14 protein-coding genes are annotated in these 13,375 nt (G+C 64.0%); 5 read left to right on the top strand and 9 right to left on the bottom strand.

The genetic code is table 11. The features are described 5' to 3' along the window. Nucleotides 1-3: 3 nt before the first annotated feature. Entirely contained in the window at nucleotides 4-186 is a 183-nt protein-coding gene (locus tag NG900_RS11890; RefSeq protein WP_252680409.1) for a YgaP family membrane protein, read from the top strand. Here NG900_RS11890 and NG900_RS11895 read toward each other — a convergent pair whose 3' ends face one another. Continuing rightward, nucleotides 187-1,413, bottom strand: coding sequence for an MgtC/SapB family protein (locus tag NG900_RS11895; RefSeq protein ID WP_252680411.1), 1,227 nt, complete (start codon nucleotides 1,411-1,413; stop codon nucleotides 187-189). 173 nt (nucleotides 1,414-1,586) lie between these two features. Here NG900_RS11895 and NG900_RS11900 point away from each other — a divergent pair, with 173 nt between their 5' ends. Then, nucleotides 1,587-2,585 carry a zinc-dependent alcohol dehydrogenase family protein gene (locus NG900_RS11900; RefSeq protein WP_252680909.1) on the top strand — a complete coding sequence of 333 codons (999 nt, stop codon included), beginning with the start codon at nucleotides 1,587-1,589 and terminating at the stop codon, nucleotides 2,583-2,585. Between the two features lie 80 nt (nucleotides 2,586-2,665). Beyond that, nucleotides 2,666-3,121, top strand: a complete 456-nt coding sequence (locus NG900_RS11905; protein WP_252680413.1) for a universal stress protein — start codon at nucleotides 2,666-2,668, stop codon at nucleotides 3,119-3,121. Nucleotides 3,122-3,218: 97 nt separating this feature from the next. Here NG900_RS11905 and guaA read toward each other — a convergent pair whose 3' ends face one another. From guaA to guaB, 3 genes are all read right to left on the bottom strand, one after another. Then, nucleotides 3,219-4,838 (bottom strand): glutamine-hydrolyzing GMP synthase, encoded by a 1,620-nt coding sequence (gene guaA / locus NG900_RS11910; RefSeq protein WP_252680415.1) that lies wholly within the window; start codon nucleotides 4,836-4,838, stop codon nucleotides 3,219-3,221. Then, complete coding sequence (locus NG900_RS11915) at nucleotides 4,813-5,391, bottom strand: hypothetical protein (protein ID WP_252680417.1); 579 nt, start codon at nucleotides 5,389-5,391, stop codon at nucleotides 4,813-4,815. Before NG900_RS11915 ends, guaA begins: the two co-directional genes overlap by 26 nt. Before the next feature lie 124 nt (nucleotides 5,392-5,515). After that, nucleotides 5,516-6,979 carry an IMP dehydrogenase gene (gene guaB, locus NG900_RS11920; protein ID WP_252680419.1) on the bottom strand — a complete coding sequence of 488 codons (1,464 nt, stop codon included), beginning with the start codon at nucleotides 6,977-6,979 and terminating at the stop codon, nucleotides 5,516-5,518. 472 nt (nucleotides 6,980-7,451) lie between these two features. Between guaB and NG900_RS11925 the strand changes: the two genes are divergently transcribed. Further along, nucleotides 7,452-7,988, top strand: a complete 537-nt coding sequence (locus NG900_RS11925) for a DUF4124 domain-containing protein (RefSeq protein ID WP_252680421.1) — start codon at nucleotides 7,452-7,454, stop codon at nucleotides 7,986-7,988. A 7-nt stretch (nucleotides 7,989-7,995) separates the two neighbouring features. Here the strand turns inward: NG900_RS11925 and NG900_RS11930 are convergent, their stop codons facing one another. Together NG900_RS11930 and NG900_RS11935 are read right to left on the bottom strand one after the other, a co-directional pair. After that, a complete protein-coding gene (locus tag NG900_RS11930) occupies nucleotides 7,996-8,373 on the bottom strand; it encodes an RnfH family protein (RefSeq protein WP_252680423.1) in 378 nt (125 codons plus the stop codon). Beyond that, entirely contained in the window at nucleotides 8,360-8,797 is a 438-nt protein-coding gene (locus NG900_RS11935; RefSeq protein WP_252680425.1) for a type II toxin-antitoxin system RatA family toxin, read from the bottom strand. Before NG900_RS11935 ends, NG900_RS11930 begins: the two co-directional genes overlap by 14 nt. A 133-nt stretch (nucleotides 8,798-8,930) precedes the next feature. Between NG900_RS11935 and smpB the strand changes: the two genes are divergently transcribed. After that, nucleotides 8,931-9,377 carry an SsrA-binding protein SmpB gene (gene smpB / locus NG900_RS11940; protein ID WP_252680427.1) on the top strand — a complete coding sequence of 149 codons (447 nt, stop codon included), beginning with the start codon at nucleotides 8,931-8,933 and terminating at the stop codon, nucleotides 9,375-9,377. Nucleotides 9,378-9,396: 19 nt separating this feature from the next. On the opposite strand, the gene NG900_RS11945 is transcribed toward smpB, so the two are convergent. The 3 genes from NG900_RS11945 to ppsA form a co-directional block, all read right to left on the bottom strand. After that, nucleotides 9,397-10,323 (bottom strand): SPFH domain-containing protein, encoded by a 927-nt coding sequence (locus NG900_RS11945; protein WP_252680429.1) that lies wholly within the window; start codon nucleotides 10,321-10,323, stop codon nucleotides 9,397-9,399. A 39-nt stretch (nucleotides 10,324-10,362) separates the two neighbouring features. Next, complete coding sequence (locus tag NG900_RS11950) at nucleotides 10,363-10,788, bottom strand: NfeD family protein (protein WP_252680431.1); 426 nt, start codon at nucleotides 10,786-10,788, stop codon at nucleotides 10,363-10,365. A 161-nt stretch (nucleotides 10,789-10,949) separates the two neighbouring features. Further along, entirely contained in the window at nucleotides 10,950-13,337 is a 2,388-nt protein-coding gene (gene ppsA, locus NG900_RS11955; RefSeq protein WP_252680433.1) for a phosphoenolpyruvate synthase, read from the bottom strand. Between the last annotated feature and the right edge of the window lie 38 nt (nucleotides 13,338-13,375).

Genomic DNA, 13,375 nt, shown 5'->3' on the forward strand with positions numbered 1-13,375 from the left:
GCCATGTTTCCCAATGTCGGCACCGCGGACCGCGCCGTCCGCATCTTGATCGGTATCGCCATGATCCTGCTGGCGTTCTTTGGCAAAGTGCCCGCATGGGTTGGCTGGCTGGGCCTGGTGCCTTTGGTGACGGGGCTCATCCGCATGTGCCCGCTCTATTGGGCGCTGGGCATTGGCCGGGATTGACTAGACCGCGAACCAGAACAGTACCCAGCTGCACAGAAGCATCGTCAGTAGACCGGCGGCAACCTTGCTGGCAAACGCCCGGCCTCCGCTGATGGCCACGGCAACCTTCGCAACGGTATTGGCTGTCAATGCAAGCATGATGAGCATTCCTGCCGCCGCAAGCGGCACTCTCTGGCTGGCAACTTGTGTGGCAATGGACGCTGTCGCCGCATGCACATCGGCGAATGCGCCAACCACCGTGACAGCGGCCACCGCCGCCGCCCCGAACCAGGCGTGTGCGGCGGCGGCAGCGAGCAGCAAGGTCGCCGTCCACAAGGCGAAGCCGATCGCGACTCGCCAGTTGATCGACGACGCCGTACTCTCCAACGCTTCCTGAGGTGCCCCGGCATCACGCCATATCCATAGCGCGGACCACGCCACGGTTGTCACAACACCGATCACCAGCGGGGCCGCCAGCATGCGCAGCAAGTCGAGGTTGATGGCGGCAATCAGCACCCCCATCTGCACCAGCGTCGCGACATTGGACAGCAGCGCCGCGGCAACCGCGCCGTCAATGCAACGATGGCCTTTCCGAACGCGCGCGGCCATGGTCGTGATCGTTGCGACACTCGATGCAAAACCGCTGAACAGCCCCGCCAGCGGCAGCCCGATGCGCTCGCCGAACCATCGCGCTGCAAAGTGGCCCGTGTTGCCCGTCAGCATGACCAGCAGCACAACCAACCACAGCGTATGCGGGTTCCATGCGTTCCATGGTCCCATCGCCCGGTCCGGGACGGCCGGCCAGATCAGCAACGCCGCCACGGCGAGAATCAGCAGATCGGCAAGTTCACGCTGGGTGATGACCGTGCGGGCGAACCGATGCAAACCCGCCTTGGCATAGAGCAAGACGAGGAGCACCGTCCCGAGCCCGGCCGCCATGTCAGGCGCACTCACGGCATAAGCGCCCAGCAGGGTGGTGGCGACAAGCGCGAGTTCCGTCGTCACACCAGGATCCACATTCGCCGAATGGTGATACCCCAGCGCCGCCAGCACCGTGACGGCCAGCAACACAGCCGGCACAGCAAACGGTATCGGCAGGCTCGCCGCAATGGCACCGGCCAGCGCCCCGATGGCAAAGGTCCGTATGCCTGCGGGCAACTCCGCGCTGTCGGCATGGCTACGCTCGCGCTCAAGGCCGATCGCCAGCCCCAGGCCCAAGGCAACAGAGAAGGACAGCAGTGAAGACATTCGGCAGATACGGATGGCGGCTGTATTGCACGCATCCAGTATTGCGTGCGGCGGCGCGCCTCGATTGATCTGGCGCAGTGGATGGGCCGCTGCGGGGCGAACGGGTTCGCCTGGGTCATCCATACTCAACAGACACGCTGCGTGCGGAGGTACCGATGTCTGAATCGAAATCGATGCAGGCCATGGTGATGGAAGGCGCCGGGAAACCCTTGCTCTGGCGGCGCGTGCCCATGCCCACGCCTGGGCCGGGCGAGGTCCGGATCGCCGTGTCCGCGTGTGGCGTCTGCCGCACCGATCTCCATATCGTGGACGGCGAACTCACTGCCCCGAAGCCTGCCCTCATCCCTGGCCATGAGATCGTCGGCACCGTCGAATCATGTGGCGAAGGCGTGACTTCCCCAACCGTGGGAACGCGCGTGGGCGTGCCATGGCTTGGATGGACCTGCGGAGTCTGCCCCTACTGCCTGCGCGGACACGAAAACCTGTGTGACCACCCTGCTTTCACCGGATACACGCGCGATGGCGGTTACGCACAGTACGTGGTCTGCGATGCGCGGTACTGCTTGCCAATTCCCGCGCGGTACGACGATGCGCACGCCGCACCGTTGCTCTGCGCCGGCCTCATCGGCTACCGCACACTGCGCATGGCAGGCGATGCCCGCCGGATCGGTATCTACGGCTTCGGCGCCGCGGCCCACCTCGTCACGCAGATTGCCGTGGCGGAGCAGCGCGAAGTGTTCGCCTTCACCCGTGCTGGCGACACGGCGGCCCAACAGCTTGCCCTGGATACCGGCGCCAAGTGGGCTGGCGTGAGCGATGAACCCGCACCGGAGCCACTCGACGCCGCATTGATCTTCGCGCCGGTCGGGGCGCTCGTACCGCAAGCGCTACGGGCCGTGGTCAAAGGCGGCACAGTGGTCTGCGGCGGCATTCACATGAGCGACATCCCGGCGTTTCCGTACCGGCTGCTGTGGGAAGAACGCAAGCTCGTCTCTGTCGCCAACCTCACCCGGGCGGATGGGCTAGCGCTCATGCGCATTGCGGCGGAAGTCCCATTGCAGGTTCACGTCACGTCCTATCGACTGCAAGACGCCAACACGGCCCTGGACGACCTGCGCGCCGGACGCGTGGCTGGCGCGGCGGTTCTGCAGGTGTCATCGGAAGACATTTGATGCGTATCAACCGCTGACGCGCCACGCTGTCTACGCTGGTTGCATGCGGTGCCCTGCCGCGCAACGCCCTGGAGACCACCATGTATCAGCGCATCCTGCTTGCCATCGACGGCAGCCACGCGTCCTACCTCGCGATGCACCAAGCCATTGTGGTCAGCCAGGCAACGGGAGCCGAAGTCGAAGCCCTATTCGTCGCCGATAGCAGCGACGTAACCTTCGACATGGTCGGGACGGACTCGATTGCCTACGCCAACCAGGTGGTCGAATTCGGCCGCGACACGCTGGCCGAGGTCGCCAAGAAGCTGGACGCCGCGGGCGTCAAGTATTCGACCAAGCTGCTGGAAAAATCCATCGCGCCGGGGCAGATCTCCTCGACGATCGTCTCGGAAGCCAACGAAACGGGAACGGACCTGATTGTGCTCGGCACGCACGGCCGGCATGGCCTGAAACACTTCGTGTTGGGCAGCGTGGCCGAAGGCGTGGTCCGCAAGACCAACAAACCCGTGCTGATGGTCCGTAGCGAAGTGGAGGAGTGAAGGCGCCGGGCACAAAACGGGGCCCGCTATGCATCAGGGCGAAGTGAGTTTCCCCACTTCGCCCTGTTTTTTGCGTGACGTTGTCAGTTAAGCGAGGTTATTCCCACTCGATCGTCGCGGGCGGCTTGCCCGACACGTCGTACACCACGCGGTTCAGGCCACGCACCTCGTTGATGATGCGGTTCGACGCGCGGCCCAGCAGCGCATACGGCAGATGCGCCCAGTGTGCGGTCATGAAGTCGGTGGTTTGCACGGCGCGCAGTGCCGTCACGTAGTCGTACGTGCGGCCATCGCCCATCACACCCACGGACTTGACCGGCAGGAACACCGCAAACGCCTGGCTGGTCAGGTCGTACCAGCTCTTGCCAACGTCAGCTTCAGCACACAGGCCGGCAGCGGCATCCTGCGCCGTCGCCTTGGTGCCGCGCAGTTCTTCGATGAAGATGGCATCCGCGCGGCGCAGCAGGTCAGCGTATTCGCGCTTGACCTCGCCCAGAATGCGCACGCCCAGGCCCGGGCCCGGGAACGGATGGCGATACACCATCTCGTGGGGCAAACCAAGCGCCACGCCCAGCTCGCGCACTTCGTCCTTGAACAGGTCGCGCAACGGCTCAAGCAGCTTCAGGCCCAGCGTTTCCGGCAGGCCGCCCACGTTGTGGTGGCTCTTGATGGTCGTGGCCTTCTTGGTCTTGGTGCCGCCCGACTCGACCACGTCCGGGTAGATCGTGCCCTGTGCCAGCCACTTGGCGTTGGAGAGCTTCTTGGCTTCCGCCTGGAACACCTCGACGAACTCGCGGCCGATGATCTTGCGCTTGGCTTCCGGGTCGGTCACGCCCGCCAGGTGGCCGAGGAACTGCTCGGACGCATCCACGTGCACGACCTTGGCGTGCAGGCGGCCCGCGAACATGTCCATCACCATCTTGCCTTCGTCCAGGCGCAGCAGGCCGTGGTCGACAAACACGCAGGTCAGCTGGTCACCGATGGCGCGGTGGATCAGCGCTGCCGCCACCGACGAATCGACGCCGCCCGACAGGCCCAGAATGACCTCTTCATCGCCCACCTGTTCGCGGATGCGCTGAACGGCTTCCTCGATGTGGTCGCGCATGATCCAGTCCGGCTTGGCACCGGCGATCTCCAGCACGAAGCGCTCGAGCATCGCGCGGCCCTGCACGGTGTGCGTGACTTCGGGGTGGAACTGCACGGCGTAGTAGCCGCGCGCCTCGTCGGCCATGCCGGCCACGGGGCAGCTCGGCGTGGATGCCAGCAGCTTGAAGCCCGGCGGCAGTTCGGTGACCTTGTCACCGTGGCTCATCCACACCTTGAGCATGCCGTGGCCTTCCGGCGTGGAAAAGTCCTCGATGCCGTTGAGCAGACGGGTGTGGCCATGGGCGCGCACCTCGGCGTAGCCGAATTCGCGGTGGTCGCTCCACTCCACCTTGCCGCCCAGCTGCACGGCCATGGTTTGCATGCCGTAGCAGATGCCGAGTACCGGCACGCCAAGGTCCCACACGGCCTGCGGCGCGCGCAGCTGGTGGTCTTCGTACGTGCTGGCGTGGCTACCGGACAGGATGATGGCCTTGGGCGCGAACTCGCGCACGAAGGCATCGGTCACGTCGTTCGGGTGGATTTCGCAGTAGACGTGGGCTTCACGCACGCGCCGCGCAATCAGTTGCGTGACCTGCGAGCCGAAATCAAGAATGAGGACTTTGTCGTGCATGTTGAGGAGGAATGGAATCGGCAATCGTGTCGACTTCAGTGCCGGGGCCGTAGCCCGGAGGCGGCATGTAAGCGGGTTCGTGGCGCACGGCGGCTTCCGCGCGCTGGCGCTCGCGAGCGGCGACGGCCTCTTCCTTGGCCTTCTGGGCGCGCTCGCGCTCATTGGTGCGCACGCGGCGCGAGGCGGGAATCTGCACAGCGGCAAACGCCGCCAGCACCGCCGCAAACGTCGGCAGCCAGATGCGGCCGGCACCGTCCACCGGCAGGTGGAAGAACAGCAGCCATGCAATCACCAGCACGGCCACCGCCAGGTTCACATGGCCAACCACTTGCGCCACAGCCGATGTCAGTTGCCCATTGACGGTGGCATACCACAGCAACCACGCCAGGCCGATCAGCGTCACGCCGAGCAGTTGGCCGTACAACGCCGGATCCGGCTGCGGCAGTTGCAGCGCACCGAAAATCGACGTCAACGGCGAGGCCAACAGGACGAGGCCGACGCACAGTGCGACAGCCGCATCCAGAAACAGAACGAGTCGCAAAAGCGCTTTCATCAGTGTCTCCAGTTGCGGGTGGCCGCCCGTGCGCCGGCCACCGAATTGAATCGGCCGGAGCGCCCGCGCGCCCCGGCGGCAGTACTGCTTGCCTTCTATCTTATGTGCGGTGATCGACAACCGATCAGTCGCGGTGATAGTTCGGCGCTTCCTTCGTGATCTGCACGTCGTGCACGTGCGATTCGTTCATGCCGGCGGCGGTGATCTCGACGAACTGGCTCTTCTCGTGCCATTCGGCAATCGACGCGCAACCGCAGTAGCCCATCGACGAGCGGATGCCGCCCGTGAGCTGGTGCACGATCGGCAGCACCGAGCCCTTGTAGGGCACGCGGCCTTCGATGCCTTCCGGCACGAGCTTGTCGACGTTGGCGGTGTTGTCTTCCTGGAAGTAGCGGTCGGCCGCGCCATCCTTCATGGCGCCCACCGAGCCCATGCCACGATAGCTCTTGTACGAGCGGCCCTGGAACAGGAATACCTCGCCCGGCGATTCATCCGTGCCGGAGAACATACCGCCCATCATCGCGGTATGTGCGCCAGCGGCCAGCGCCTTGGCAATGTCGCCCGAGTAGCGGATACCGCCATCGGCGATCAGCGGCACGCCCGTGCCCTGGAGCGCCTCGGCCACATTGGACACCGCGGTGATCTGCGGCACGCCCACGCCAGCGACGATCCGCGTCGTGCAGATCGAGCCCGGGCCGATCCCGACCTTGACGCCATCCGCGCCATGGTCGACCAGCGCCCTGGCCGCGTCGCCCGTGGCAATGTTGCCGCCAATCACCTGCACCTGCGGGTAGTTGTCCTTGATCCAGCGCACGCGGCTCAACACGCCCTGGCTGTGGCCATGCGCCGTATCGACCACGATCACATCCACACCGGCCTTGACGAGCAGGTCGATGCGCAGGTCGTTGTCCGGGCCCACACCCACCGCAGCGCCGACGCGCAGCGAGCCGCGCTCGTCCTTTGACGCCAGCGGGTATTCGGTCGCCTTCTGGATATCCTTGACGGTGATCAGGCCGCGCAGCTCGAAAGCCTCGCCCACCACCAGCACGCGCTCCAGGCGGTGCTTGTTCATCAGGCGCTTGGCCTCTTCCAGCGAGGCGCCTTCCTTGACGGTGACGAGCTTTTCGCCCGGCGTCATCTTGGCGCGCACCGGGGCGTCCAGCTCTTCTTCGAAACGCAGGTCACGGTTGGTGATGATGCCCACCACCTTCTTGCCTTCCAGCACCGGGAAACCCGAGATGCCGTGCTGGGCCGACAACGCCATCACGTCACGGATCTTCATGTCCGGGCCGATGGTGATCGGATCGCGCAGCACGCCCGATTCGAAGCGCTTGACCTTCGCGACTTCACGCGCCTGTTCTTCGGGCTTCAGGTTCTTGTGGACGATACCGATGCCACCTTGCTGCGCCATGGCGATGGCGAGCCGCGCTTCCGTGACCGTATCCATGGCGGCGGACACGAGCGGAATGGCGAGTTCGATCGAACGGGTGAGCTTGGTGCGAAGGGACGTATCGCGGGGCAGGACGGCCGAATAAGCCGGGACAAGCAGCACGTCATCGAATGTGAGTGCTTTCTGGACAAGACGCATAGCAATTTCCTCTAGGCGCAAAATCGGATTATACGGGAATTCGCCCCACGGTTGTAGAGACCCGTGCTATGCTCGATAAATTTTTCTTCGCGCGCGCATCCAATGCGCCCTGCGCCGCCAGCGGCCGCGCAGAATCCGCCTCGCGATGTTTGAATGGGTATTGGCGTATTGTGCGCCCCGCCCTTTCCACCCCTCCCGCTCTGTTCGCGCTGACATACGGTTTTGTGTGACGGCTGCTTGAAAACGCCGCGATTGCCTTGCTGATGGCGGATATTGGCTGACCGGTGCGCTTGCACGCTGAAGACAAGTCTGCATAAACTGGGCCCCTTGCCGGGGGGGCGAGTCGGCGGGCCAAGCCAGGCCGTTGACCGAATCATCGAGTGGCGATCACGTCACCGGGCTCTCGTGCGCGTCGAGGGGTCGTCGTCGGGTCGGCCAGCGCGCCATCGGCAGCCCATCGCACGAGAACGCCATGAAACGACTGCACGTCCTGCTGCCCGCCACGGCCGCCCTGATCACCTTCGCCTGCCCGGCGGTCCACGCACAATGGGCCTGGCAATGGCGTGATGACAAAGGCCAGATGGTCTACAGCGACGCCGCACCGCCACCGTCCGTACCAGCCAGCCGCATCATCCGTAACCCGAACAGCCGCACGGCGACGGCTTATGAAGCGCTTCCCGCGCCGGCTTCGGGCGTCAAGGCAAGCGCGCCGGCAGCGACCAAACCTAATCAGCCCGCCTCCGCTGTCGCCGCGCCCAGCCCCGATGAAGAACTGCGCAAGCGCCTGGCCGATCGCGCCAAGAAGGAACAGGACGACGCCAAGCAAGCCGAACAGGCCCAGCGCAAACAGGCGGAATGCGAACGCCTGCGCAACGATACCGCCTATATGCAGGAAGGCCGCCGCGTCGGCACCGCCCAGGCCGATGGGTCGATTGCCTACCTGGATGACAACCAGCGCGCCGCGGCCATTCAGCGTAACCAGGCAGCGCTCAGCGCCAACTGCGGCTGATTGATCCTTATTCGAGGACGTCGTCTGCGGGCGGCGCCTCCGGTGGCGCCCCATTGCGCAGCCACTTCAGCCCTTCGCGCGTACCGGTGGCGCGCACCTTCTGCACACGGCGGCGACGCGCCGTTTTCGGATCGGCGATCAACGGGCCGAGGATTTCCACCCGGTCGCGCGCGTGCAGCGGCGCATCGGGCGTCTTGCGTTTGCCGTAGACCCCAAGTCGGCAGTTGTCAACGGTCAGATCCGCGCCATCAAGAACGCCCGACGCACGCACCGCGTCGGCCACCGTCGCTTGAGCCGACACCTGTACGCTCACCAGCTGGGGCGGTGTGACCGTCGCCAGGCAGACCATCACGTCAATCAACGGGCTCGACTCAGGATTCGCCATAGACCGTCTCGGCGCGCTTGACGAAGGAATCGACGAAGGTGTTGGCGATCATGCTGAACACGGGGCCGATCAATTTTTCCAGGATCACGCTGGAAAACTCGTAATGCAGGTGGAAGTTGATCTTGCAGGCATCCGCGCGCAGCGGCGTGAAGATCCAGAAGCCGGTGAACGACTTGAAAGGCCCGTCCGCGAACGTCATATCGATACGGGTCGGCCGTACCTGCACGTTGCGCGTACGGAAAAACTGGTGGATGCCCTTGAAAGCAATGTCCACGCGCGCGTCGAGCGTGGTTTCGGTCTGTTCGTAGATTTCCACGCCGCCGCACCACGGCAGGAAGTTCGGATAGTCCTTGACGTCGGTGACCAGGTCGAACATCTGTTCGGCCGAGTAGCCAATCAACACGGTTTTTTCAACGTCTGCCATGCGCCATCCGAAAACTATGCATGCCGCTCCCCGGTTGGGCTGGCGGCGGATTTGTTAAACTCGCCATTTTATCGCAGCGCATGCAGGGATCATCACCTTGTTGACCTCTGGGCGCTCACCGCACATTCCACGTATGACCATCGCCGACAACAAGAAAGCCTTTTTCGATTACTTCATCGAAGAGCGCTACGAGGCGGGCATCGTACTCGAGGGCTGGGAGGTGAAGGCCATCCGTGCCAACCGTGCGCAGATCAAGGAAGGCTATGTGGTCATCCGCAACGCCGAGCTGTTCCTGATCGGGGCCCACATCAGCCCGCTGCAATCGGCCTCCACGCACGTCCACCCCGACCCCGTGCGCACCCGCAAGCTGCTGCTGCACGCCGAAGAGATCAAGAAGCTCATCGGCAAGGTGGAGCAGCGCGGCTACACGCTCGTCCCGCTCAACCTGCACTACACGCGTGGCCGCGTGAAATGCGAAATCGGCCTCGCCAAGGGCAAGAAGCTCTTCGACAAGCGCGAGACCGAAAAGAACCGCGACTGGCAGCGCGAAAAAGCACGCCTCATGCGCGAGAAGGCGTAAGCCCTCTCGCTCGCTACCATTACGCGTTCGGCCGCTGCTGCTTCACGATCGTCAACGCAGACGCAATCATCGTGCTCAGGTCACCCATGTTGCCCGGCACGATGAGCGTGTTGCCCTGCTTGGCCAGGTTGCCGAACGCGCTCACATATTCCTCTGCCACCTTCAGGTTGACGGCATCGACGCCGCCTTCGGTGCGAATGGCCTGACCGATCTTTTGGATCGCCTGCGCGTTGGCTTCAGCCACTGCAAGAATGGCTGCCGCTTCGCCCTGCGCCTTGTTAATCGCGGCCTGCTTCTCGCCTTCGGATTTCTGGATCGCCGCCTCACGCGCGCCTGACGCCAGGTTGATCTGCTCCTGGCGCTTGCCCTCGGATGCGGCGATCAGCGCACGCTTTTCGCGCTCGGCCGTGATCTGCGCCTGCATGGCGTGCAGGATTTCCTTCGGCGGCGTCAGGTCCTTGATCTCGTAGCGCAGCACCTTCACGCCCCAGTTCGATGCCGCCTCATCCAGCGCATTGACCACGCTGTGATTGATGAAGTCGCGCTCTTCAAACGTCTTGTCCAGCTCCAGCTTGCCGACCACCGAGCGCAGCGTGGTCTGCGCCAGTTGCGTGATGGCGATGACGAAATTGCTCGAACCGTACGATGCCCGCATCGGGTCGGTCACCTGGAAGTACAGGATGCCGTCCACCTGCAGCTGCGTGTTGTCCTTGGTGATACAGATCTGGCTCGGCACGTCGAGCGGAATTTCCTTGAGCACATGCTTGTAGGCCACCCGATCGACAAAGGGCAGCACGATATTGAGACCCGGCGACAGCGTCGCGTGGTACTTGCCCAGCCGCTCCAGAATCCAGGCGTGCTGCTGCGGCACGATCTTGATGCCTTGCGCGATCAGCACAATGGCGGCAAACAGGACGATGAGCGCGAGAGTCCCCAGCTCGAACATAGAACCTCCGTGGTTGGGCGTGTTGGTTGTTGTTGGTGGTTATTTGGGCGTGACGACGAGCACATTGCCGCGCACTTCGACAATGCGGAATTCACCGCCGGCAGCCGGCGCTTTGGGTGCGAGCTCGACATCCCACGCGGCGCCACGATATTGCACGCGCGCACGGCGCTCGGGTGACCACGCATCAACGCGCAGCACCTCACCGATATCCAGATTGACGTTGCGATTGCGGGCGGCATCTTCACGCGTGACACGCCCGTATCGCGAACGCCGCAGCGCGACAATGCCGAACACCGCGACAATGGCCGCCACCGCAGCCTGTGCTGGAAACGCAAGGCCGATCAACGCAGCGAGGCCGCCCGCCAGCAGCCCCATTGCCACCATCAGCAGGTAGAACGTCCCTGTCATCAACTCGCCGATGACGAGCAGCACAGCCAGCGAGAACCAGACGGTCTGAGCCGACATACTCCCTCTCCCTGAATCCCAGAAAAAAACCCCCGCGACGCTGTACGTCTGCGGGGGCATGTCGCTCCGCCCCCGCCAGCTTCACGCTGCCGGGCACTTCGCGTTATTTCTTGTGGGCGCGTATCGGTGAGGATACGCGCCTTGTCTTAAAGCACGCTAGCTCAGGCCGAGCCCAGCTTCTGCCAGGTTTCGATGACCGAATCCGGGTTCAGCGAGATCGACGAGATACCTTCCTTGGCCAGCCACTCGGCAAAATCCGGGTGGTCGGACGGGCCCTGACCGCAGATACCGACGTACTTGTCCATCGACAGCGCCGTGGAGATGGCACGCTGCAGCATGAACTTGACCGCCGGATCGCGTTCGTCGAAGTCGCGGGCCAGCAGTTCCATGCCGGAGTCGCGGTCCAGACCCAGCGTGAGCTGCGTCAGGTCGTTCGAGCCAATCGAGAAACCGTCGAAGTACTGCAGGAACTGCTCGGCCAGGATCGCGTTGGACGGCACTTCACACATCATGATGAGGCGCAGGCCGTTCTCGCCGCGCTTCAGGCCGTACTTGGCCAGCAGCTCGACCACCTTCTCCGCCTGACCAAGCGTACGCACGAACGGCACCATGACCTCAACGTTGGTCAGGCCCATTTCGTCGCGCACGCGCTTCATGGCGCGGCATTCCATCTCGAAGGCTTCAGCAAAGTCTTCAGCGATGTAGCGCGAGGCACCACGGAAGCCCAGCATCGGGTTTTCTTCGTCCGGCTCGTAGCGCGAACCGCCGATCAGCTTCTTGTACTCGTTCGACTTGAAGTCCGACAGGCGCACAATCACGGGCTTCGGATAGAACGCGGCAGCAATCGTCGCCACACCTTCGGCCAGCTTGTCGACGTAGAACGCGCGCGGGCTGGCATGGCCGCGGGCCACGCTTTCCACGGCCTTCTTCAGGTCGCTGTCGACTTGCGGGTAGTCGAGGATCGCCTTCGGATGAACGCCGATGTTGTTGTTGATGATGAATTCCAGACGCGCCAGGCCCACACCGCCGTTCGGGATCTGGCAGAAGTCGAACGCCAGTTGCGGGTTGCCCACGTTCATCATGATCTTGGTGCTGATCGTCGGCATTTCGCCACGCTGGATTTCCGTCACTTCGGTTTCCAGCAGGCCGTCGTAGATCTTGCCTTCGTCGCCTTCGGCGCACGAGACCGTCACCAGCGTGCCGTCCTTGAGGATGTCGGTGGCGTCGCCGCAGCCGACCACGGCCGGCACACCCAGTTCACGCGCGATGATGGCCGCGTGGCAGGTCCGGCCGCCACGGTTGGTGACGATGGCCGAAGCACGCTTCATCACCGGCTCCCAGTTCGGGTCGGTCATGTCGGCGACCAGCACGTCGCCGGGCTGCACGCGTTCCATTTCGGCCGGATCGTTGATCACGCGCACCGGGCCCGTACCGATCTTCTGGCCAATGGCGCGGCCGGTGGTCAGCACCGGCGCCGAGCCCTTCAGGCGGAAGCGCTGCTCAACCTTGCCATGTGCCTGGCTCTTCACCGTTTCCGGGCGGGCCTGCAGGATGTAGATCTTGCCGTCCTTGCCGTCGCGGCCCCACTCGATGTCCATCGGGCGGCCGTAGTGCTTCTCGATGATGACGGCGTACTTGGCCAGTTCGGCCACGTCGGCGTCAGTGATCGAGTAGCGGTTGCGCAGCTCACCCGGCACGTCGACGGTCTTCACGCGGCCTTCTTCGCCCGGCGCGGTGAACTCCATCTTGATCAGCTTGGAGCCGATCGAGCGGCGGATGATCGGGTACTTGCCGGCAGCCAGCGTCGGCTTGAAGACGTAGAACTCGTCCGGGTTCACGGCGCCCTGCACCACCGTTTCACCCAGACCGTAGCTGGAGGTGATGAAGACGACTTCCTGGAAGCCCGATTCGGTATCGATCGTGAACATCACGCCCGAGGCGCCGCAGTCCGAACGCACCATGCGCTGGATACCGGCCGACAGGGCCACCACGTCGTGGGCGAAGCCCTTGTGGACGCGGTACGAAATCGCACGGTCGTTGTACAGCGAGGCGAACACGTGCTTGATCTTGTCGAGCACGTCGTCGATGCCCAGCACGTTGAGATAACTCTCTTGCTGGCCAGCGAACGAGGCGTCCGGCAGATCTTCGGCCGTCGCCGACGAGCGCACTGCGAACGACGCCTCGGCGCCTTCGCGGGCGGCCACGCGGGCGTACGACTCGCGGATTTCCTGCTCAAGACGCGGCTGGAACGGTGCGGTGGCGACCCACTCGCGGATCTCCTTGCCGGCGGCGGCCAGCGCCTTGACGTCGTCGACGTCCAGCGCAGCCAGGCGCTGCGAGATGCGCTCGGTCAGGTTGTTGTGGGCAAGGAAATCGCGGAACGCCAGTGCCGTGGTGGCAAAACCGCCCGGAACGCGCACGCCGGCGCTATCCAACTGGGAGATCATCTCGCCCAGCGAAGCGTTTTTACCGCCAACGACCTCAACATCGGTCATCCGCAATTGCTCGAACGGCAGCACATAGGCGCCGTCTTGCGACAGGTTGGTCATACAAGCCTCTGAACTAAGTAAAAAAACCGGTCGGATGC

The organism is Ralstonia soli (genome assembly GCF_023955655.1).
Classification (GTDB): Bacteria; Pseudomonadota; Gammaproteobacteria; order Burkholderiales; family Burkholderiaceae; genus Ralstonia; species Ralstonia soli.